At 32.4% G+C, this 24,175-nt stretch carries 14 protein-coding genes; 11 read left to right on the forward strand and 3 right to left on the reverse strand.

All coding sequences use genetic code 11. From position 1 onward, the window contains the following. Positions 1–4 precede the first annotated feature (4 nt). Positions 5–3,739, forward strand: coding sequence for a metallophosphoesterase (locus CLV00_RS14785; RefSeq protein ID WP_099715906.1), 3,735 nt, complete (start codon positions 5–7; stop codon positions 3,737–3,739). Here CLV00_RS14785 and CLV00_RS14790 read toward each other — a convergent pair. Both CLV00_RS14790 and CLV00_RS14795 read right to left on the reverse strand, forming a co-directional pair. After that, entirely contained in the window at positions 3,722–4,600 is an 879-nt protein-coding gene (locus CLV00_RS14790; protein ID WP_099715907.1) for a hypothetical protein, read from the reverse strand. The genes CLV00_RS14785 and CLV00_RS14790 overlap by 18 nt on opposite strands. A gap of 36 nt (positions 4,601–4,636) precedes the next feature. Next, positions 4,637–5,704: a hypothetical protein gene (locus CLV00_RS14795; RefSeq protein WP_099715908.1), complete on the reverse strand. Its 1,068-nt coding sequence runs from the start codon at positions 5,702–5,704 to the stop codon at positions 4,637–4,639. A 407-nt stretch (positions 5,705–6,111) separates the two neighbouring features. Between CLV00_RS14795 and CLV00_RS14800 the strand changes: the two genes are divergently transcribed. The 8 genes from CLV00_RS14800 to CLV00_RS14830 all read left to right on the forward strand — a co-directional run bounded on the left by CLV00_RS14800 (position 6,112) and on the right by CLV00_RS14830 (position 19,892). Continuing rightward, positions 6,112–7,941 (forward strand): PAS domain-containing sensor histidine kinase, encoded by a 1,830-nt coding sequence (locus CLV00_RS14800; RefSeq protein WP_099715909.1) that lies wholly within the window; start codon positions 6,112–6,114, stop codon positions 7,939–7,941. After that, positions 7,931–8,332: a response regulator gene (locus tag CLV00_RS14805; protein ID WP_099715910.1), complete on the forward strand. Its 402-nt coding sequence runs from the start codon at positions 7,931–7,933 to the stop codon at positions 8,330–8,332. The genes CLV00_RS14800 and CLV00_RS14805 overlap by 11 nt, the downstream gene beginning before the upstream one ends. Positions 8,333–8,398: 66 nt before the next feature. Then, a complete protein-coding gene (locus CLV00_RS14810) occupies positions 8,399–9,295 on the forward strand; it encodes an ABC transporter ATP-binding protein (RefSeq protein ID WP_099716368.1) in 897 nt (298 codons plus the stop codon). A gap of 70 nt (positions 9,296–9,365) precedes the next feature. Beyond that, complete coding sequence (locus tag CLV00_RS14815; RefSeq protein ID WP_099715911.1) at positions 9,366–10,202, forward strand: ABC transporter permease; 837 nt, start codon at positions 9,366–9,368, stop codon at positions 10,200–10,202. 11 nt (positions 10,203–10,213) lie between these two features. Continuing rightward, the gene (locus CLV00_RS14820; protein ID WP_233206914.1) at positions 10,214–12,055 is read left to right on the forward strand and encodes a choice-of-anchor L domain-containing protein; all 1,842 of its coding nucleotides are present in this window, start codon (positions 10,214–10,216) and stop codon (positions 12,053–12,055) included. Next, positions 12,028–12,540, forward strand: coding sequence for a T9SS type B sorting domain-containing protein (locus CLV00_RS16605; RefSeq protein ID WP_233206915.1), 513 nt, complete (start codon positions 12,028–12,030; stop codon positions 12,538–12,540). Before CLV00_RS14820 ends, CLV00_RS16605 begins: the two co-directional genes overlap by 28 nt. 24 nt (positions 12,541–12,564) lie before the next feature. Then, complete coding sequence (locus CLV00_RS14825; protein WP_099715912.1) at positions 12,565–17,040, forward strand: T9SS type B sorting domain-containing protein; 4,476 nt, start codon at positions 12,565–12,567, stop codon at positions 17,038–17,040. A 65-nt stretch (positions 17,041–17,105) separates the two neighbouring features. Continuing rightward, a complete protein-coding gene (locus CLV00_RS14830) occupies positions 17,106–19,892 on the forward strand; it encodes a T9SS type B sorting domain-containing protein (RefSeq protein WP_099715913.1) in 2,787 nt (928 codons plus the stop codon). A gap of 137 nt (positions 19,893–20,029) precedes the next feature. Here the strand turns inward: CLV00_RS14830 and typA are convergent, their stop codons facing one another. Beyond that, positions 20,030–21,826 carry a translational GTPase TypA gene (gene typA, locus CLV00_RS14835; protein WP_099715914.1) on the reverse strand — a complete coding sequence of 599 codons (1,797 nt, stop codon included), beginning with the start codon at positions 21,824–21,826 and terminating at the stop codon, positions 20,030–20,032. A 173-nt stretch (positions 21,827–21,999) separates the two neighbouring features. Between typA and CLV00_RS14840 the strand changes: the two genes are divergently transcribed. Together CLV00_RS14840 and CLV00_RS14845 are read left to right on the forward strand one after the other, a co-directional pair. Next, positions 22,000–23,715, forward strand: a complete 1,716-nt coding sequence (locus CLV00_RS14840; protein ID WP_099715915.1) for a PAS domain-containing protein — start codon at positions 22,000–22,002, stop codon at positions 23,713–23,715. Further along, positions 23,715–24,119: a response regulator gene (locus CLV00_RS14845; RefSeq protein WP_099715916.1), complete on the forward strand. Its 405-nt coding sequence runs from the start codon at positions 23,715–23,717 to the stop codon at positions 24,117–24,119. The genes CLV00_RS14840 and CLV00_RS14845 overlap by 1 nt, the downstream gene beginning before the upstream one ends. The last annotated feature ends 56 nt before the right edge of the window (positions 24,120–24,175 follow it).

Below are 24,175 nucleotides of genomic sequence, written 5' to 3' on the forward strand. Positions count from 1 at the left end.
AATTATGAAATTGTTTTCGGATAATCGTTTTATAACTTCAAATAAAGCAGTTTTTATATTATTTGCTTCGGGACTCATTTTTCAATCGTGTGCAACACATCACGCACAATTTGGTAAAAAAATCAAAAATCCGGTACTACAAAACGGAACAGATAGCTCAAAAATTGCACATACTTTTTATTTAATTGGTGATGCAGGAAATGCCAATGAAGAAAAAGCACAACAAACAATTGGTTTACTGGAAGATCGATTAAAAAAAGCAAACAATAATACAACTCTTTTATTTCTTGGCGATAATATTTATCCAAAAGGATTACCCAATACGGATCATACAAATGAGCGAATTATTGCTGAAACCAAATTAAAAAATCAACTTCAATTATCTAAAGACTTTAAGGGTAAAACTATTTTTATTCCCGGAAATCACGATTGGTACAGCGGAATAAAAGGTCTGGAACGCCAAGCAAAATTTGTAACGGAATATTTAAACGATAAAAAATCATTTTTACCCAGAAAAGGCTGTGGGATTGATGATGTAGAAATCAATAAAAACCTGACTTTGATCACTATCGACAGTCAATGGTTTCTGGAAGACTGGGATAACAGCCCCACTATAAACGATGATTGCACGATAAAATCAAGAGAAGCTTTTTTTAATGAGTTAGAAGATATTCTGAATAAAAATCAGGAGAAAACAATAATTCTGGCGTTGCATCATCCATTAATGAGTAATGGAACACACGGTGGCCAGTTTTCATTGGAAAAACAACTATTCCCATTAGAGCAAAAAATTCCGCTTCCTGTGTTAGGTTCCGTTATCAACCTTGTCCGAAAAACATCGGGAATAAGCCCGCAAGACATTCAAAATAAAGACTATACTGTTTTCATAAAACGCATAAAAACACTATTGCAGAGTCAGGATAATGTTATTGTAGTTTCTGGTCACGACCATAATTTACAATACATTGAAAAAGACAATATCAAGCAAATTATAAGTGGTGCCGGATCAAAATCAGAAGCTGCAAAAGCCGTTTACCCAAATGATTTTTCTTATGGTGGAAATGGGTATGCCGCATTAAGCATTTATGAAAATGGAGCTGCAAAAGTTTCTTTTTACGGGAAGGAAAACAACAAAGAAAAACTGATTTTCGAACAATTTATAGTGGCAAAAAAAGATGATTTCAGTACCAAAAATTTTCCGACTTCATTTGCTAAAACTACCTCTGCGACCATCTATTCAGAAAAACAAACAGATAAAAATGCATTTTATAGATTCCTTTTCGGAAAGCATTATCGAAAGTATTATAGCTTACCGATAGAAGTAAAAACAACAACGATTGACACTCTTTTTGGTGGTTTAAAACCAAAACGTGCCGGTGGCGGACATCAATCCAGATCATTGCAAATTGTTGACAAAAACGGAAAAGAATATGTAATGCGCGCCTTGAAAAAAAGCGCTTCTCGTTTTCTGCAATCAGTAGCATTTAAAGACCAATTTATCGAAAATGAATTTGAAGATACGTATGCCGAGAATTTTTTACTTGATTTCTACACCACTTCACATCCTTACCTACATTTTGCTGTTGGGAATTTAGCCGAAAAAATTGGTGTAGCACATTCAAACCCTGTTTTGTATTATATTCCTAAACATAAAGCTCTAAAAGATTTCAATGCAAATTTTGGTGATGAATTGTATATGGTGGAAGAGCGTCCTACTGACAGTCAAATAGACGTAAAAAGCTTTGGGAATTCTACAGCAATAATCAGTACAGAAGATGTATTGAAGAACCTTCATAAAGATGAAAAATATGTCATTGATGAAGAGGAATATATCAAAGCACGATTATTTGATATGCTCATTGGAGATTGGGACAGACATGAAGATCAATGGCGTTGGGGAGAATATAAAGTGGGCAAAAAAATAATTTATAAACCCATTCCTAGAGATCGTGATCAGGCATTTACAAAATATGATGGAGCATTGCTTACTCTTTTGATGAATATGCCGTCATTGCGCCACATGCAAACCTTTAATGAGAAAATTAAAAATGTAAAATGGCTGAATCGTGAACCTTATCCATTGGATCTTGCTTTTCTAAAAACTACCAATGAAAACGATTGGTTACAACAAGCCAAATACATTCAGGAAAACCTTTCGGATAGTGCTATAGAAAATGCCTTTGATAATCTGCCAAAAGAAGTTCAGGACGAAACTATAGCAGACATAAAACGTAAATTAAAAATACGAAAAACAGAATTACAGCGCTATGCATCTGACTATTATAGAGTGCTGCAAAAAACAGTTTTAATTGTTGGTACCGATAAAAAAGACAAATTTATAATTCGTCAGACAGCAAAAAATAAAATTGATATTGAAGTGTATCGTTTAAAAAATGAAGGAGATGAATTACTGTACACAAAAGATTTTGTTGCTGCAAACACAAAAAATATTTGGATTTATGGATTGGATGATGATGATATTTTTGAAGTAAAAGGAAACGCGAAATCAGATATAAACATTCGATTAATTGGAGGACAAAACGAAGATTCCTATACTGTAGAAAATGGAAAAAAGGTAAAAATTCATGATTTTAAATCAAAAACGAATACCTACGTTTTAGATTCAAAAACCAGAGTTCTTTTGTCAGATGATTATGAAGCCAGTCTTTATGATTATGAAAAGCCCAAATACAATGCTTTTTCAGGATTACCAAATATTGGTTTTAATCCTGATGATGGTGTCAAAATAGGTTTTATTACCAACTACAACATCAATAAATTCAATCAAAATCCGTACACGCAAAAACACATTTTGAAAGCAAATTACTTTTTTGCCACAGACGGATATGAACTGGTTTACAATGCCCATTTCCCGAAGTCTATTGGCAAATGGGATTTAGATTTGGAAAGCCAATTCACGAGTCCGAATTTCACAATTAATTATTTTGGCACTGGAAATGAAACCGTAAACAATGATGAAACTTTCGGAATGGATTACAACCGCGTGCGCATCCGAATGCTGAAAGTTCTGCCATCAATCAAAAAAGTGGGTAAATATGGAAGTACAATCCATTTCCAAACTTCCTTTGAGCAAATCAGTGTGGAGGAAACCAATAATCGATTTATAAACATTCCCGGAATCGTAAATTCTGCTATTTTTGACAGTCAACAATTTGCAGGAGCAACACTTAAATACAGTTTCGAAAATTATGACATCCCTTCATTTCCTTCTATGGGAATGGGATTTTCTATAGCTGGAACATGGAAAATGAATTTGAATGATACAAAAAGAAATTTTCCTTCATTAGAAAGTAAACTGAATTTCAACCATAAAATTGATGCCAATGGCAAAGTAGTTTTGGCGACTATTTTGAAAGGGAAAATGTTGCTAAATAATAATTTCGAATTTTATCAAGCTGCGGTTTTGGGAGGTGATTATGACTTAAGAGGTTTTAGAAACGAACGCTTTTTAGGCAATCAATCCTTCTATCAAAGCAGTGATATCCGATGGAATTTAGGAAAAATCAGAAGAAGCGTTTTGCCTATGACTTATGGAATTCTGGGTGGTTTTGATTATGGAAGAGTTTGGCAAAAAGGCGAGGATTCAGATAAATGGCATCAATCTTTTGGAGGTGGATTATGGCTCAACGGTCTGAATGTAGTTACAGCCCGAATCACCTATTTTAAAACTGCCAATGAGGAAGCCCGAATTGCTTTTGGTTTAGGATTTGGGTTTTAGTTTTTTGATACTTACCTCATAAACATTCCCTCCTATGCTTTTAGATCTTTCATCGGCAATAAAAAGTCTGTCATTATCAATAAAAGAAGCTGCTTCTTTTTGGGAAAAATGATCTAATTCTAGGATAGTTTTTGTTCCTTTCAGAAAATTATCACCTTCGAAACTTTCGAATAAAAAAACTTTATCATGAGTCAAAACAGCAACTTTGGACTCATCAGGACTTATCGTTGCAGCCGTAATTGCACAATGATTGTAGTTGTCACAAGTTTTGAATTCCCCCATTAAAACCGCCTGATGAAAACCTGCCGTATTGGGGATTTTGTATAAAAAAGCGGTTCCGTCAAAACCTTTGCTTCGATTTTTAGTGAAGAGATAGAAATTATTTTTAAACTCAAAAAAACCTTCTACATCATAGAACATTTCTGTTTTTTTAGGAGGAAAATCTTTTTGTTCCGGATACGCAAATGAAACTTTGTAAGCCGGAATTGCACTTTCAGTAGCTAAAGAATTTTTATCGATTTTATAAATACTCAAATCCTTTCTTTCATTGTCATTGTTTCCAAAATCTCCAATATATAGATTTCCACCTTTGTCTTTTGTAATATCTTCCCAATCGATATTCTCTGTGTTTTCGATGGTTATCGTCTTTTCAATTTTGCCGTTTTTAAAATTCAGTCCATAAATTTCATTCGCATTGCCGCTGTCTTCCAGTGACCAAAGCAAATTACTTGATGTCGAATAAGTAATTCCCGAAACTTCTTTTAGCTTTTTAGGCAGCGAATAAACTGTTGTCAAAGCACCTGAATCTTGTTGACAAGACAAAAAAGTAAAAACAGATAAGATGAAAATATAGTTTCTCATAGTTGAATTAATGTAAATTATAAATTTATAAAAAGACTAAAATTCCGTTTTAAATAAATTTGTGTTTTTAAAGTTTCTCGTAATAAATTCAAAAGCAGCACTCATGATATTACCCATAGATTTTGCTTTTTTAAAATTCAAATCATTCGTGTAACGGTACAATTCTAACTGCAATTGCTTCAAATGTTCCTCTGGAGCAATAACATCATTTCCCATAATTTGCAATAATCTTTTGATACGATTCTCGGCAGAATGAATTCTTTTGGCAAGAACCGCTCTTTCTTCGTCTTTGTATTGCTCGATTGAACTGTTTTGAAGTTTGTCTTTAACTAATTTCACCATTGGATAATTTTCTTTGAAAAATTGAGGTCGGTAGACTTTAAAATTCCCTTCGTAACATTGCTGGTCAAAATCGATGGCACGTATTTTATAAACAACGTGGTCAAAATCATGTGTAGGAACAATTACATAATTATAGGAACGCATATCTCCCAATAATCGTATCATGCAACGCTCGTTGAATTTTACAAACTCTTTTGCAATTTGCGATTTTTCAGTTTCGGTACAATCTGCCAAAAGTGTTTTTATAAAAACATCACCAGGAATTCCCATGATATGTTCCTCTATCAAAGTGTCATTGTACACTAAAAAATTTATTTTATCCGGAGATAAAATATGTTCTAATTCAAGTCCGTAAATACGGGAAGCATCTGCTTTCTTGATATAAAAATGAGTGTAATTGTCATTCAGAATATTTCTGACTTTTATTCGAAAAGGTTTCGAATTTCCAAAAGTGCAGTAGTCAATGGAATCCACATTCAAAAATTTAAGAATCCCCAGATTACCATCAGAATGTAACAGCGAATAGATTTTTTTTAGATTCAAATCAATTTCTTGTCTTTCAAATTCATTATAGTACACTCGAATCCATAAAGTATCCTCCTCGTTTTTATCATAAACGTTCACAGATCCTGAAAAACGCAATAAATCATCGTAAAAAATAGAAACTTTTGACAAACGGTCAAAACGCTCCAAGTATTCCAAAAGTGATTTATTTATGGGATACGATGGTTTTTTAAAAAGCATTACTGGCTCACTACTCATTTGAAAAATAATTTATTACAAAATTACAATAAATTAAGCCGTTGAAGGGTATTCCTTTTTAAATATATGTTTTCAAACTACTTAGTAATCAGAAATGAAAAAGGATTTAGAATACCATTTTGGTTTCCTATTTTAAATCTAAAATATTTTTATCCGATAAGAACTAAAAAAGAGTAAAAAATCAAAAATAAATCGCAACTACTTAATTATTAGATAAAAACTGACTTTTTATATTTTTACTGAAATTTAGCATAAAAACCTAAAGCACTAATAACAAACACATTACTCTTATTTAATAAAAATAAAATTACAAGGAAGCAGTTTTTTATGTTAAAAATAGCTAGCTCCAAGATTTAAATTTTATATTTGGTTGTCCCCAAGACTATTAAAATATTTAAACCCTACTAATGATAGATAAGCTTGAACTCTATTTCAAGGCTGCGCAATCAGCTAAAATTGGAATATGGAAAATGAATCTGCAAACCAATGAAGTATATTGGGATGCTGTTACGAAATGTATACTTGAAGTTCCTGAAGATTTTGAACCTGTAAATGGAAACGGCATAAGTTTTTATACAGAAGGCGAAAATAGAGATCGAATTAAAGTACTTATCGAAAGAGCAATCAATGAAGGAATTTCATTTGATGATAAATTTCAGATTACCACAGCTAAAAACAACATCAAGTATATTGAATGTATTTGTCAAGTAGAAATTATTGACGGAAAACCCATGAATTTATTGGGTACATTTCAAGACATCACAAATGAGCAGAATCTAATCAATGAACTACAGTTAAATGTAGAAAAATTTTCATCGATTTTTTCCAGTGCCAATGATGCAATTTTTATTATTGACACGTCAAATGGGGTAATTACTGACTGTAATCCTCGATCATCAGAACTTACTGGATACAATAATTCTGAATTAAAGGGTCTACATAATTCAAAATTATTTCCGGTTGAGTTAAGGACAGAGCTTCGGTTATTCTTGAAATATAATCTAACCCGAAATGAATATACCGTCAATGAAACGTATATCAAAACAAAATTAGGAGAAACAATTCCTGTTGAAATAGCTTCCGGAAAAATATTTCAAGTCGACAACATAAAGTATTTAGTTTGTTTCATTAGAGACATTAGCGAACGAAAGAACGTTGAAGCTAAATTGAGTTTGCTATCGCTTGCGGCTTCAGAAACTACAGATACCATTGTAATTGCAAATGAAAAAGGAGAAGCAGTTTGGGCAAATCAAGCCTATTTAGATCTTACCGGTTTGAATATGGAGGAAATAATAGGGAAAAAACCAGGTTATTTATCCAAAGGTCCTGAGACTGATTTAAGTGCTTCATCATTAATGAGAAAAGCAATTAAAAACAAAGAAAGTATCAAAATCACAATACTAAATTATAATAAAAATAAAGAGAAGTATTGGTTTGAATTAAATATAACTACCGTATTTGACAGTAATAACAATTTTGTTAATTTTGTTGGTGTTGGTCGAAACGTAACCCAACGAATTGAAAAAGAATTTGAACTTAAACGATTATTGGACGTAACCAGTAGTCAAAACAATAAATTATATAATTTTACCCATATTGTTTCCCACAACATACGCTCCCACACGAGTAATTTATCAATGGTAGTGGATGTAATTGAAAATACTGATGATATTGATGAGAAGCTTTCCTATTTTGATTTATTTAAAGAAGGAACTGAAAAATTATCAGAATCAATTGAATATTTGAATGAAATTATTACCATTCAACAAAAAACAAATATTGAAAAGACTAAGATTCAGTTAAAAAGTGAAATTGAAAAAACAAGAATGGCTTTGAGTTTAGCCATAAAGGATAGTCAAATAACGATTACGCATACAATTCCAGAAAACCTGATTGTTAATGCAATTCCAGCTTACTTAGATAGTATTTTGCTAAATTTATTTACAAATGCCATTAAATATAAATCTCCCGAACGGAAGGCTACTTTAGAAATTGGTTACAAAATCATAGATGACTATACCGTTATTAACTTTAGAGATAATGGCTTAGGTTTGGATTTGAAAAAGAATAAGCATAAACTTTTTGGAATGTATAAAACCTTTCACGGCAACGAAGATGCAAAAGGAATTGGATTATTTATAACCAAAAACCAACTCGAAGCTATGGATGGAAAAATTGAAGTTGAAAGCGAAGTGGGTCATGGTTCTAATTTTAAAATTTATTTAAATGAAAAATAAATTAACATACATTATCGATGATGACAAACTAACCGTGAAATTGATGAGTATTCTCATCTCTAAAAGTAAGTTTTGCGAAGAAATCCATTCCTTTAATAATGCTCAATTTGCCATTGATAAATTAAAAGAAAATTGGGATGATAGTGAAATTCTACCTGATGCTATTTTACTTGATTTAAATATGCCAGTGATGGATGGATGGCAGTTTTTGGATGAATTTATTCATTTACCTATAAAAAAAGAAATTTCAATTTTTATCATGACCTCGTCAATCGACCCTGCTGATATAGAAATGGCAAAAAAATATGATGTGATAAAAGATTATATCATGAAACCTATCACTGCAAACAAATTAGATATGCTGTGCAAACTAATTTCTAAAATAAACTAATTTAAGTTTAGCGGTAACAATTTCCTATCTTGTTCGTCCTATTATTAAATCAAAAAGATGAACCCATTGGAAACTATACTTTCTATCAAAAATCTCAACAAACGTTATGGCTCACTTCAAGCCTTAAAAAACGTTTCTTTCGACATACATAAAGGCAATGTATACGGAATTCTAGGTCCTAACGGAAGCGGAAAATCAACAACTTTAGGCATAGTTTTAAATGTAGTTAACAAAACCTCCGGAGAATACAGCTGGTTTAGTGGTTCAATGGAAACACATGAAGCTCTAAAAAAAGTAGGCGCCATTATAGAAAGACCTAATTTCTATCCTTACATGACTGCTAAAGAAAATTTAGAACTGGTTTGTAAAATTAAAGGAATCAACTATGCAAAAGTCAATGAAAAACTTGAATTAGTAGGTTTAGTAGATCGACAAAACAGTAAATTCAGTACTTTTTCTTTGGGAATGAAACAGCGGTTAGCCATCGCTTCTGCCCTACTGAATGATCCAGAAATTTTAATTCTTGATGAACCCACAAACGGTTTAGATCCTCAAGGGATTCATCAAATAAGAGATATCATCAAACAAATTGCTTCAAAAGGAACTACTATTTTACTCGCTTCTCATTTATTGGACGAAGTAGAAAAAGTATGTACCCATGTTTTGGTTTTAAGAAAAGGCGAAATCCTATACACTGGTTTAGTGGATGGTATGTCAGCAAATGAAGGCTTTTTTGAGTTACAAGCTGATGATACTGAAGATTTAATCCTAGCTGTTAAAACTCATCCTGCAGTTAAAAATGTAGTAAATGAGGATGGGAAAGTTTTAGTTTATTTAAAAAATGATTTGGAAGCTAAGGAATTGAATCGATTTCTTTTTGAAAAAAACATCGTACTAAATCATTTGGTAAAACGTAAAAACAGCTTAGAGGAACAATTTTTAGAACTGACTAAAAATCAATAACAATTTCAATTAGAATTTCAATACAAATAAATTCTAAAAATCCAATAGTCTAACAATCTAATAATCTAAAATGAAAAGATTACTCTCAATAGAATTACAAAAAATTTGGAAAAACAAAGCCAGTCGTGTTTTAACATTGGCTTATTTTATTCTCTTAACTTTCATAGCTTTAATAGCTTCCATAAAATTTGATCTTGGTATTTTTAAATTTCACCTTGCTGAAATGGGAATTTTTAATTTCCCTTTTATATGGCATTTCAACACCTATATCGCGGCCATATTAAAACTGTTTTTAGCGATAGTAATTGTCTCCATGATGGCAAATGAGTATAGCTATGGAACACTAAAACAAAACTTAATTGATGGAATGAGTAAAAAAGAATTTATTCAATCTAAGTTTCTAACGGTAGTTTTATTTGCTACAGTATCCACTATTTTTGTTTTTATAATGTCACTCATTTTAGGGCTTAGCTATTCTTCCTACACTGAATTTAGTATCGTTTTCTCTGATTTAGAATACCTTTTAGCTTATTTTGTCAAACTGGTTGGTTTTTTCTCATTCTGTTTATTTTTAGGAATATTGGTAAAACGTTCTGCTTTTGCACTCGGATTTCTTTTGGTTTGGAATATCATAGAAGGAATTATCAATGGTGTTTTGACTTTTAAAGTATTCCCAAATAGTACTACGGCAGCATCAATTACTCAGTTTTTGCCTTTGCAATCCATGTCGAATTTAATAGTAGAACCTTTTAGCAGATTATCAGTCGTAAAAAATCTGGGGACACAAATTGGTTTGGATAATATTAAAGAATACGATGTGAGTATATCGTCTATTATTATTGTATTATTTTGGACTGCGATTTTTATTTTCCTTTCCCATCGATTATTAAAAAATAGAGATTTGTAGTATCTTTACACATGATGAAATGTGTAAAAATAATATTATTTTATATTTTTATTAGTTGCGCTGTATGTGATGCAACCGCACAATCTATTTCAGTAAATGACTCTTTTACAGCGCAACAACTTGTTGAAAATATTTTAGTTAATAGTTCTTGCGCCAATGTTTCTAATATTAATGTAAAAGGAGATACATTTTCCGGCAGTCAAAACAGCTACGGGTATTTTAATTCCGGAGCAAGTAGTTTTCCTTTTACACAAGGCGTTCTTTTGAGTACTTGGAGCAGCAAGAATTCTGAAGGGCCTTATGTTTCCACTCGAGGAGGAGGAAATAAATCGTGGTTAGGTGATTCGGATTTAGAGCAAGCATTAGGAATAACAAATACAATAAATGCCACAATTTTAGAATTTGATTTCGTTCCATTAACTAATTTTATAAGTTTTAATTACATCTTTGCATCTAATGAGTATCAATCTTATTTCCCATGTGAGTATTCTGATGGATTTGCCTTTTTAATCAAAGAAATTGGCACAAGCACTTATCAAAATTTAGCCGTGCTACCCAATACTACAACTCCTGTTTCATCCGTAAATGTTCACCCCTTAATAAATCCAATTACTGATACTCAAGGAAACGTTAGACCTGGTTGTCCATCAATAAACGAAACTTACTTTAACGGATTTAACAATCTCTCCAGTCCTATAAATTACAGTGGGCAAACTAAGGTATTAACAGCGCAAACAAATGTTGTAGCAGGAAAAACATACCATATAAAACTAGTAATTGCTGATGATGAAAATGAAGATTATGACTCGGCAGTTTTTCTTGAAGCAGGTAGTTTTTTACCAAAAATTGATTTGGGACCAGACCGATTATTAGCGACAAACAATCCTATTTGTTTTGGCGAAAGCTATATTATAAACCCTAATTTACCGTCTGGCTATACTTATAAATGGTTTAAAGATAATGTTGAATTAACAGATACTTCTCCTACTTACACCGTTACAAGTCCTGGTATTTATAGAGTTGAAGTACAATTGACACCCAGCTGTATTGCTACCGAAGAAATAAAAATTGAATTTACTCCCGAAATTGATTTGAATGACACCTCGCTTTCGCAATGTGACATCGATAATGACGGAATATCTATTTTTAACTTAACTAAAGTCGATGCCATTGTAAAAAATAATAATAGCAATTTAAGTCCTGTTGTTTACTATGAGACTTTGGTTGATGCTCAAGGACAAATTAATCCAATTGCAAATCCCACAACATATAGCAACAAATTCGTTAACCAGTCTGTATTTGCAAGAGTGAGCAATTCATTTAACTGCGCAAATTATGCCGAAGTAAGGCTGATTATTTCTAATAACGCTATTGCAGTTCAAAATCCAATTTCAACTTGTGACACCGATGGTACAAATGATGGTTTATCACAATTTGATTTAAACACTCAAGTAACGCCACAAGTAGTTGCAGGTTTACCAGCTGGCTTAATCGTAGAATATTATTTAAACCCAACAGATGCCATAGCCCAACAAAATCAGTTATCAAATATTTTTAAAAACACTGTGGCAACCCAACAAATTATTCATGCTCGAATAGTAAATGGTCCTGACTGTTATGCAATTACTCCTATTACACTTGTAGTAAACACCTTTGACCCTCCAAATTTTCAAGATGAAACTTTTGTTTTGTGCGAGACAAGCTCGATTAACCTAACCGTAAATTCTGGGTTTTCAAGCTATTTGTGGAATACTGGAGCGACTTCAAACACCATAACAGTTAATACTCCGGGCGATTATTCAGTAACCGTAACGAATTTTGATGGTTGCCAAAAACAAAAAAATACCTTGTAGCTGTTTCTGGAATTGCAACAATTACTGGAGTAACAGTGAATGATTTTGAAAGAAATGAAAATTCAATATCAATTGAATATACTGGAATTGGAGATTATGAATTTTCTATAGATGGATCTTATTTTCAGGATAGTCCAATGTTTAACGGAGTTGCACCCGGAGAATATTTAGTTTATGCCAGAGATAAAAATGGCTGTGGTTTATCAATTCCGTTTGTGGTATATGTTTTAGATTATCCTCGTTATTTTACGCCTAACAATGATGGTTATAATGATATTTGGCAAATTAAAAATCTGGATAATTTACCCCAATCAACTTTATTTATTTTTGACCGTTACGGAAAATTATTAAAACAATTAGTCTCTTCAGATATAGGATGGAATGGTACTTTTAATGGATTTGCATTACCCACAGATGATTATTGGTTTCATTTGAATTTAGAAAACGGCAGAATAATAAAAGGTCATTTTTCATTAAAAAGATAATCTAAATTTTGCTATTTTTAGCAAATGAAAAAAACATTACTCATACTCTTTACCTTTTTTTCCATAAGTTGTTTCTCGCAGTTTAGCAAAACACACTATATCCCGCCGTTAACCTGCTCAACAAATTTAGCAGGGGACCATTATTTATACATATCAACACCTAGCACTACCGATGTTAATTTCAAAATTATAGAAAACGGAGGCAGCATAATAACTGGTGTAGTCAAAAATACTACTCCATATATTTATTCTATTGGTCAAGGACAAAATACACAGTTGTTCACTCCAAAAACCAGTATTGGAATTGTAACTAACAAAGGATATATAGTTGAGGCCGAAGATTTAATTTATGTAAGTGTGAGGGTTAATGCCGGTTTTAGTTCTCAGAACAATTCCTATAATCATGCTGGTGGACTCGTTTCAAAAGGAAATAGCGCTTTGGGTAAAGAATTTAGATTAGGAGCTATGTTAAATCCGGTTTACGATCAAAGTGTATTAAATTTTGCTTCAATACTATCAACCGAGAACAATACTAAAATCACTATTTCAAACATTCCAATAGGATCTGTACTATCAAATGGAACTATTATTACTGGACCCATAACTGTCACTTTAGGCAAAAATGAAAGTTATGTTTTGGCTTTGGAAAATTACAATAATACCGTTTCCAATAGTTCAACAATGATTGGTGCGTTAGTGGAATCTGATAAGCCAGTAGTTGTCAATTCGGGTTCCTTTGCGGGAAGCAATAGTAGTAGTACAAATGGTAGAGATGTAGGTTTTGACCAAATCGTTCCAACAGAAAAAACCGGTAAGGAATATATATTTGTAAAAGGATATGGAACGGATGAAATAGAACGTGTTTTATTGGTAGCCCACAATCCTCAAACCAGTATCTATTTAAATGGCAATCCAACTGCTTTTGCTACCCTAATTAATGCAGGCGATTATGTGGCAATAGACGGATCTCAATTTAGCAATGGAAATTTATATGTCACTACGTCCGAAAATGTTTTTGCCTATCAAAGTATTGGAGGATCAAGTACTACCGGTAATCCTCCTGCCAATCAAAATTTATTTTTTGTCCCACCTTTAAATTGTGCCACTCCAAACATTGTTGATAATATTCCTTTCATTGAATCGATAGGAAATACACTTTATAATGGTGGATTAAATATTGTGACCGAAGCTGGTGCAACTGTAACCATAAACAACATTCCTATCTCGAGCCCTCCTGAAGCAGTAACAGGAAACACAAATTATGTGAGATATACTGTTTTTAATCAAATGGGGAATGTTGCTGTAAAATCTACGAGGCAAGTTTATGTTTCTTACTTTGGAACAAATGGAGCAGCTACCTATGGCGGTTATTATTCAGGTTTTGATACGAAACCTGAAATTGTAACTGATAAAATTACAGTATCTAACTCAGCCTGTATACCAAATGTTGTTTTAAAAATCAGCACTTTATCATCATACGACACTTTCCAATGGTATTTTAATGACAATCCAATAATTGGTGCAAATTCAAATTCATACACCCCTACTCAGCCCGGTTATTATCAAGTAAAAGGAAGTATTGTAGGTTGTCCAAATACAGTTCCTATTTTCTCAGACAAGATTCCCGTGAGCGACTGCCCATTAGATTCAGATAATGATGGAACTAATAATAATATTGATATCGACTTAGATAATGATGGTATCATAAACAATCTTGAAGCTAATATTTCTCTATTAAACCAGTCAAATACTACCTCAAGCTCTGATTATACTGCTACAATTACGGGAAGTGGAACCATTACTGGAAAACCATTTTACGGATTTGTTTCAGAAGTTCCAGCTGGTATAACAAATAGTGTTGCTTACACTCTGAATCTCACAAAAAATGAAACTATCAACATTAGTTATATAGCACAAGACAGTCCAACGCAAACAACAGATATTACGGAATATACAAACGCAGAAGGTGATTTTATTTTACAAGTACCGACAGATAAAACCATTACTTTGACTAATCCGCAAAATCAATTGCTTGTAGATACTAATTATGATGGGATTTTTGAAAGTGGCGTAACTGAATTTTCTTCCTTCGAAATAAGATTTCGATTAAATAGTACAACACCATTAACACCTGGTTTGGGGAGTTTTCAGTTTTCGTCTTATCTCACTAATTCAGTAAAATTAACTCATAATAATTTATCCGAAACAGCTGTTAATAAAGCTATTTTCATGATAACCCGTACAGAAACTTTTGATTCTGATTCTGATACAATTCCAGATTTATTAGACATAGACAGTGATAATGATGGAATTCCTGATACTATTGAAGCACAAGGAAAAGGTTTTAAAATCTTTTCTGGAATTGATTCCAATAAAGATGGTCTTGACAATGCTTTTGAACCCGGACTAATACGAATTAATACTGACAATGATATTTTCAATACTTTTCCTGTTATTTATGATTTATTGGACTTAGACAGTGATAACGATGGAATTTTTGACTTAGTTGAATCTGGCAGTACTGCAATTGATCTTAATAACGATGGAATTATAGATGGCCCAGCTACTGTTTTTGGTACAAATGGTTTATTTGACGGACTTGAAACGAGTCTGGATAGTGGCAAACTAAATTATACCGTTACTGACACCGATTCAGATGGAACTTTTAATTACATCGATTTGGATAGTGATAATGATGTTTGTTTTGATGTTATCGAGGCAGGTTTTAATGACCCTGAAAATGATGGAATATTAGGAAGCAATCCCGTTACTGTTAGCGCTAAAGGAATAGTTACGAGCGGTGTGGGTTATACAACTCCAAATAACAATTATGTAATTGCGGCGCCAATAGACATCACATCTCAACCTCAGGCAAAACCAACTTGTGAGCGAGAAAACACAACAATTACAGTTCTTGACAATGGAGGAAATACCTATCAATGGCAATTGTCAACTGACGGAATAACTTGGAATAACATTCTAAATAATGCTACTTATCAGGATGCTACAGCACAAACCTTAACACTGATAAAAGTGACTAACGCAATGAATGGTTATAAATACAGAGTGAAATTGGATAAAATTGGAAATTCTTGTGGTTTGATTTCAACCGAAACTACTTTGACAATTTATGCTTTACCTGTTGTCAATACCGTCACGATAGTTCAATGTGATGACGATACAGATGGTTTCTCTGATTTTAATTTAACGGTAAAAAACAATGAGATATCGACTAATTATACTTCTGAAACATTTACCTACTATACTTCACTTTCGGGAGCTGAAACAGCTGATGCAGGAAAATTAATATCTAATCCTTTAGCTTTTACAAATACAATCTCAGGTGGTATGCCGGTTTGGGCAAGAGTAAAAAACACTAATGAATGTAATAGTATAGTTCAAATTAACTTAATAGTTTCTACTACTCAAATTCCAGATTCATTCAGTCGTACTTTTTCTACTTGTGATGACCTAGGAGCTGCTAATGACGATACTGATGGAATTGCAACTTTCGATTTCAGTAGTGTAACCACTGATATTTTAGCTATTCTTCCTTCATCGAGTTCTTCTTATTCAATAAAATTTTATAAAAATGAAGCCGATGCCTTGTCAGAGAATGATGAAATAACAAATACATCAAATTATAGCAATACTGGATATCCAAACGAACAAAAAATTTGGGTTCGTGTGGAAAGCACATCAGACAATGCGTGTTATGGTTTGAGTCCAAGAGTAACTTTAACAGTAAATCCAAAACCTAATATTGATACAAACGCTGATTTTGAAGAAAATGAATTAGTTTGTTCTAACCTTCCTACTTTCTTTGTGAGATTAGATTCCGGAATTCAAGATGGCACTTCCAGTAATGACTATACCTATGTCTGGTCAAAAGACAATGTAGTTTTAACGAATGAGACTGGAGCAACATTGAATGTAAACGCAGAAGGTAATTATACCGTAGAAGTTAGTTCACTAGCCGGCTGTAGTAGAATCCGAACAATAAAAGTGACTGCCTCTGATATAGCAGCAATAACAAGTATTTCAATTATTGATTTATCAGATGTAAACTCAGTTACAGTAAATGTAACCGGACAAGGACAATATGAATATAGTCAGGACGCTCCATATGGACCTTTTCAAGATTCTAATTTCTTTGATAATGTAACTGCCGGAATTCATGAAATATACATTAATGATAAAAATGGTTGTGGAACTGTGAGCCAAACAATTGCAGTAATTGGTGTTCCAAAATTTTTCACACCAAATGGAGATGGCTACAATGACTATTGGAATGTAAAAGGAGTGAATGAAAATTTCAATGAAAATTCAATCATTTATATTTTTGATCGTTACGGTAAGCTATTAAAACAAATTCTTGCTTCTAGTCAAGGTTGGGATGGTACTTTTTTAGGTTTGCCTTTATCTTCAGACGATTATTGGTACTCCATCAAATTAGATGATGGTAGAGAGGCGAAGGGACATTTTAGTTTGAAAAGATAATATACAAATAATATTCATGATCCGAAATATTACTTTTTTGTAGATATTGACTATATTTGATAGTTATGAAATACTATTATTTATTGTTTATTTTCCTTTTTCTAACTATTCCCTCTTTTGGACAAAAAGAAGCGGCTATATGGTATTTTGGTAATAATGCCGGTCTCGATTTTAATTCAGGAAGTCCGGTTGCTTTAACCAATAGTAAATTAGTTACCAAAGAAGGATGTACCACTATTTCTGATAAAAATGGTAATTTACTTTTTTACACAGATGGTAGAGTAGTTTACAATAAAAATCATCAAATTATGCCTAATGGGTTCGGTTTATTAGGACATAACTCAAGTACACAGTCGGCGATTATTGTTCCAAAACCAAATAATCCTAATATATATTACATTTTTACCGTTGACCAACCGCTTCCTGCAAATGCGGATGACAATCCATTAAATGACTTGGATCCTCCCAATAATGGATTGAATTATTCCCAAGTTGACATGACGCTAAATAATAATCTAGGAGACGTCGTAATCACTGAAAAAAATATTCCTCTTATAACTTATAATCCAAATGATAGTGAAGAGACCAAATACAAATGTTCTGAAAAAGTAACAGCTGTTCAACACGGAGATGGTATCTCTTTTTGGGTAATTACACATTTTATAAATAATTTTTATTCCTTCAAAATAAGTACACAAGGAGTCAATAAGATCCCTGTCAAGACAATAACTCCACTTAACATCCCAATAGGTGGCTATATTCCAAATGCAATGGGATATTTAAAAGTATCTCCAAACGGAAAAAAAATAGCTATAGCAAACAATGCATCAAGACGAACAAATGAAAAAGGACCAAAAGGTCAAGAAATCAGAGATACTGGTAATGTTTTACTTTACGATTTTGATTCAAGTACAGGAAAAATAAGTAATGAAATTAAACTGTTGAGTAATTCAAATCCTTATGGAGTAGAATTTTCATCAAAAACAAAAAAATTATATGTTACAACAAATCAATTTAATGCAGATGGCGACATAATTTTAGAAAGTTCATTAATCCAATATGATTTAAAAAGTACAAATATCCCATCCTCAAAGGCCATAATAAATACATCACCTCTTATAGCTGGAGCCCTACAATTGGCTATTGATGAGAAGATATACCGCGCAGGATATGTCACAACTGATAACCTACGTAATAAATTGTCGGTAATCAACAGTCCCGAATTAGATGGAACTAGTTGTAATTATATGCCAAATGCAATTAATTTGAAAACAGGTAGCGTAGAACAAGGCTTACCTCCATTCATCACCTCTTTATTCTTATATGCCTTTAGTTATGAATTCAATTGTTTAGGGGATGCTACTCATTTTTACAGTAATTCTGTCGAGACAATTGACTCCGTAGTTTGGGATTTTGGGGATGGATTTACTTCCACTGATATTGATGCCTATCATACATACGCACAAGCTGGTGATTATAAAGTAACACTTATAAAAACTGTAAATGGTGAAGACAGAGAGCCTCTTGAAAAAACAATTACTATTTATGAAGTTCCAAAAATACTTTCAACTTCTTACAAACTAACACAATGTGACACACAAGATAGTGCTCCTACTGATGGATTAGCTTTATTTAATTTAGCTCTTGCTAATGAGCCAATTAGTTTAGGTGAAAAAGATTTTGAAGTTTATTATTACCATAGTGCTAACGATGCTGAAAATGATTTAACTAACACTCAATCCATTCCCGTAAACTATCGAAATAGTGTTCCAGATGAGCTTTTATACGCAAAAGTAACCCAGCCAAATTCAAGTTGCTACAGTATAGGAACAGTTATTTTGCATGCTAATAAAAACATATCATTATTACCCGAAGCAATGCATGAATGTGATCTTGGTGATGGAAAAGGATCATTTGACTTAGAACCGAAAAAAGATTTAATAAAAACCGAATTGAATTTACCTTCAGATGTGCGTTTGTTTTTTTATTCAAATGAAGAGGATGCCTCTATGGGAATTAATGAGATCAAAGAGCCATTACTTTCTGGTTCTAAAACAGTATTCATTCGAGCAGAAAATACCGAAGGTTGTTATGGAACTGGGAATTTTGAAATTATAGTCGAGTCATCTCCAAAAATTAATATTTTAGAAAATATAATTTTATGTGAAGGACTTGTAAATCCTTCTATACTATTAAATGCAGGAATTTTAGCCCCGGCTAGAACCAGTGATTTCACTTATTTATGGTCAACAGGCGAAACAACGCCTAACATATCCATAAATAAAGAAGGTGAATATAGCGTAACTGTAAAAAACAAATCAGGCTGTACCACTACTCGAAAATGTATTGTGACACTATCTCATTTAGCAAAAATAAATACTATAATTGTACATGATTTACAGCAAACAAATCAAGTCATAATTGAACTCGATAATCCAAGTGATTATAATTATATGATTCACTATGAAGATGGAACAGAAACTTCTTTTCAAAATTCAACTCTTTTTGAAAACGTACCAGGCGGTTTCCACGAATTAATAGTGGCGAACAATAATGGATGTGGTCAAACAACAAAAAGTTTTGCTGTACTAAATGCTCCCAAATTCTTTACTCCTAATGGTGATGGATACAATGATTATTGGAATTTGAAAGGAATAAATAGTAGTCTTTATGAAAATGCAATAATATACATTTTTGATCGATATGGAAAATTATTGAAACAATTATCTCCTTCAAGTCTTGGTTGGGATGGTACTTTCTTAAAGGAACCATTACCTGCAGCTGATTATTGGTTCACTATAAAACTTGAAGACGGAAGAGAAGCTGAAAGCCATTTTAGTTTGAAAAGATAATAAGAATTTGATTTATTACCTTAACTACTTTTTTAATCACATTTCTAATAATAAATTCGACAGAAGAAGTTACTAAACAAACATAAAAAAAGCCATTCAAATAAATGAATGGCTTTTTCAATCTTATAAAGATAAAATTAGATTTTAAATCTTTTTCTATCTGTTTCTGTCAAATATATTTTTCTCAAACGAATAGATTTTGGTGTAACCTCTACATATTCATCTTTTTGAATGTATTCTAATGCTTCTTCAAGAGAGAAAATAATCGGAGGGATAATTCTAGCTTTTTCATCATTCCCAGAAGAACGAACGTTAGATTGTTTTTTCTCTTTAGTTACGTTTACACACATGTCATCGCCACGAGAGTTTTCACCAATAACCTGACCTTCATAGATTTCAGCATTTGGCTCAACGAAAAATTTACCACGATCTTGCAATTTATCAATCGAATAAGGAATAGCTTTTCCTTTTTCCATAGAGATTAATGAACCTTTGTTACGTCCAGCAATTTCTCCTTTGAAAGGCTCATATCCAATAAAACGATGTGCCATAATAGCCTCACCAGCAGTAGCAGTCAACAATTGGTTACGCAATCCAATAATTCCACGAGATGGAATATTAAATTTGATAATCATACGCTCCCCTTTAGTTTCCATAGAAAGCATTTCTCCTTTACGCAAAGTAACAAATTCCACTGCTCTTCCAGAAAGATTCTCAGGTAAGTCGATTGTTAACTCTTCAATTGGTTCACATTTTTTACCATCAATTTCTTTGATGATAACCTGTGGTTGACCGATTTGTAATTCATATCCTTCTCTTCTCATTGTTTCAATAAGAACAGATAAGTGAAGTACTCCACGACCAAAAACCATAAACTTATCAGCAGAATCAGTTTCACCCAATTTCATTGCTAAATTTTTCTCTAATTCTTTTGTCAAACGGTCTCTAATATGACGAGAAGTTACAAATTTACCCTCTTTACCAAAGAAAGGAGAGTCATTAATTGTAAACAACATACTCATCGTAGGCTCGTCAATATCAATTGTTTTCAACGCTTCTGGGTTTTCAAAATCAGCGATAGTATCTCCAATTTCAAATCCTTCAACACCAATAATTGCACAAATATCTCCAGCAATTACTTGTTGTACTTTTTTACGACCAAGTCCTTCAAAAGTATGAAGTTCTTTAATTCTAGATTTCATTACAGTACCATCTCTTTTTACTAATGAGATTGGCATACCTTCATTCAAAACACCTCTTTCAAGACGACCAATAGCGATACGACCTGTAAATGCAGAGAAATCTAATGATGTAATCAACATTTGTGGTGTTCCTTCAGAAACTTTAGGAGCTGGTACATTTTCAATAACCATATCCAACAATGCTTCAACATTATCAGTTACGTTTTCCCAATGGTCAGACATCCAGTTATTTTTAGCAGAACCGTAAACAGTTGGAAAATCCAATTGCCACTCTTCAGCACCTAATTCAAACATTAAGTCAAAAACTTTTTCATGAACTTCTTCAGGAGTACAGTTTTCTTTATCAACTTTATTGATTACTACGCAAGGTTTAAGACCTAAGTCAATAGCTTTTTGTAGTACAAAACGAGTTTGAGGCATTGGACCTTCAAAAGCATCTACAAGTAGACAAACTCCATCAGCCATGTTCAATACACGCTCTACTTCTCCTCCAAAATCGGCGTGACCAGGAGTGTCAATAATGTTGATTTTTGTTCCTTTGTATACTACAGAAACATTCTTTGAAGTAATGGTAATACCTCTTTCACGCTCTAAGTCGTTGTTATCAAGGATTAAGTCACCTGTGTTTTCGTTATCACGAAATAACTGACAGTGATACATAATTTTATCAACCAAAGTTGTTTTACCGTGATCGACGTGGGCAATAATTGCAATGTTTCTAATAGATTCCATCTGTGATTTTTAATGGGTGCAAAGGTACACTTTATTTTGATATAAAAAATATTTATGCAATAGTTTACATATTCTTAACCCATTAGACCCAAAAATAGGCCTTTAAAAAAAACTCGAAAAATAAGTTACAGATGTTCTTTAATAATTCAGCAATAATTAATTATATTTGAGTAATGAAAAGCAAAACCAATCAAGTAATCATCATCTACATTCTAATCTCAATGTTTGTAGCCATTGTTAGTCATAAATTATTAGCTCAATATATTTCTGATTCAAACCATCAATTTTACAATTTTACCAAAGACATCTTATTTATATTTTTGACTGGAATAATTTTCAAACTTATTTTATCAAAAAACGACAACCGAAATATATCCATTTTTGAAAAACTTAAGAATACAAATGACGAAATCAAGGAGTCAAATGAAAAATACGACATTGTAGCCAAAGCAACCAGCGATACTATCTGGGACTGGAAAATACAAGAAGACAGCTTTTCTTGGAATAAAGGAATTGAAAATGTTTTTGGTTATACTGAAGATGAAGTTGGCAATAGTTCAAAATGGTGGTTTGATAAAATTCACCCCGAAGACAGCATTAAAATGTCCATCAGACTCTACTCCTTTATAGAACAAAAAACCGAAAACTGGCAAGATCAGTACCGCTTTAAATGTGCCAATAACTCCTATAAATACGTTTTAGACAGAGGTTTTCTATTGAAAGATGAAAATGGAAAAGCCATCAGAATGATTGGAGCCATACAAGACATCACTAAACAAAAAGAGGAAGAACAAAGGCTAAAATTACTGGAAACCGTATTTACACAGTCGAAAGATTCAATTATCATTACCGAAGCCAGTTCCTTTGACGGAAAAATCCCTAACGTCATTTATGCTAACCCAGCTTTTTCCGCTATGTCAGGATATGAGTTTGTAGAAATTTCCGGAAAATCAGCAGATCCTTTCAATAGTCCAAATTCCGATATCACCGAACTTGAAAAACTTTTAAGCTCCATTAAAAACAAACAGGAATGCCTAATAGAAACAATCAGCCTAAACAAAAACAGAGAAGAATACTGGGTTCGCTTCTCTATGATACCAATTTATAATTCTGAAAATGAACTTTCTCACTGGATCTCCATTCAAAGAGATATAACCGATGAAAAAAAGCAAGAAAAGGAAAAAGAGCAGCTTATTAGAGAATTAACCCAAAACAATAAAGACTTAAAGCAATTTTCTTATATAACCTCCCACAACCTTAGAGCCCCATTATCAAACTTAACTGGACTACTGAATCTACTGGAGGACATTCCTGTTGAAAACCAAGAATTAAAAGAAATCTTGAATGGTTTTAATAAATCCACTCATTTATTAAATGACACTATCAATGATTTAGTAAAAGTTATTATCATTAAAGACAATCCTTCAATTCAAAAAGAAGCTGTTTTAATAAAAGAAATCTTTGAAAATGTTTTTAGCCAACTTAATTTTCAAATCGAATTATACAAACCAATCATAAAGCTTAATTTCGAAAAAGTCTCTATTATAAACATTAACAAAGCGTATATAGAAAGCATATTATTGAATCTTTTGACAAATGCAATAAAATACAAATCCGAAAACAGAAAGCTTAAAATAACTATTACTTCCAAAGAAATTGATGACACTGTTGTATTAATATTTACAGACAACGGAATAGGTATCGATTTAGAAAGAAATAGAGATAAAGTATTTGGGCTTTATCAACGTTTCCATAATTACCCTGATAGCAAAGGACTAGGCCTCTATTTAGTAAAATCACAAGTTGAAACGATGGGAGGAACAATTGAAATTGAAAGCGAGGTAAATAAAGGTACTGCATTTACATTAACATTTAAAAACAAAGAATAATGTTAGATCAAATTTTATGTATTGATGACGACCCGATAACACTTATGTTATGCAAAAAAGTAATAATCAAATCATCATTTTCTAATGAAATAATAACGGCTCAAAATGGAGAAGAAGCACTAAGCTATTTCAACACTATGAGATATGCCAAAAATAAACCAGACGAACAACCACAATTAATTTTTTTAGATTTAAATATGCCCGTAATGGGTGGATGGGAATTTTTAGACCATTTCAATAGCCCGGAATTTTCAGAATTTAACACTATAAAAGTTGTTGTCCTTTCCTCAACTATTGACCCCGAAGACTTAGAAAAAGCAAAACAATACCCAATGGTTATTGACTTCCTATCTAAACCAATTACCCGTTCAATGCTTGAATACTTAAAGAACAAGATGGAATAGGAAAATATAAGATATAAAAAAAGCTCTCATTTTATGAGAGCTTTTTTTATATCTTA

Origin of the sequence: Flavobacterium sp. 11 (assembly GCF_002754315.1) — a bacterium.
GTDB classification, from domain to species: domain Bacteria; phylum Bacteroidota; class Bacteroidia; order Flavobacteriales; family Flavobacteriaceae; genus Flavobacterium; species Flavobacterium algoritolerans.

Bases quoted from the DNA above. Each gene is read 5' to 3' on its own strand.
- CLV00_RS14785 (WP_099715906.1), top strand. From the start codon at position 5: ATGAAATTGTTTTCGGATAATCGTTTTATAACTTCAAATAAAGCAGTT.
- CLV00_RS14790 (WP_099715907.1), bottom strand. From the start codon at position 4,600: ATGAGAAACTATATTTTCATCTTATCTGTTTTTACTTTTTTGTCTTGT.
- CLV00_RS14795 (WP_099715908.1), bottom strand. From the start codon at position 5,704: ATGAGTAGTGAGCCAGTAATGCTTTTTAAAAAACCATCGTATCCCATA.
- CLV00_RS14800 (WP_099715909.1), top strand. From the start codon at position 6,112: ATGATAGATAAGCTTGAACTCTATTTCAAGGCTGCGCAATCAGCTAAA.
- CLV00_RS14805 (WP_099715910.1), top strand. From the start codon at position 7,931: ATGAAAAATAAATTAACATACATTATCGATGATGACAAACTAACCGTG.
- CLV00_RS14815 (WP_099715911.1), top strand. From the start codon at position 9,366: ATGAAAAGATTACTCTCAATAGAATTACAAAAAATTTGGAAAAACAAA.
- CLV00_RS14820 (WP_233206914.1), top strand. From the start codon at position 10,214: ATGATGAAATGTGTAAAAATAATATTATTTTATATTTTTATTAGTTGC.
- CLV00_RS14825 (WP_099715912.1), top strand. From the start codon at position 12,565: ATGAAAAAAACATTACTCATACTCTTTACCTTTTTTTCCATAAGTTGT.
- CLV00_RS14830 (WP_099715913.1), top strand. From the start codon at position 17,106: ATGAAATACTATTATTTATTGTTTATTTTCCTTTTTCTAACTATTCCC.
- typA (WP_099715914.1), bottom strand. From the start codon at position 21,826: ATGGAATCTATTAGAAACATTGCAATTATTGCCCACGTCGATCACGGT.
- CLV00_RS14840 (WP_099715915.1), top strand. From the start codon at position 22,000: ATGAAAAGCAAAACCAATCAAGTAATCATCATCTACATTCTAATCTCA.
- CLV00_RS14845 (WP_099715916.1), top strand. From the start codon at position 23,715: ATGTTAGATCAAATTTTATGTATTGATGACGACCCGATAACACTTATG.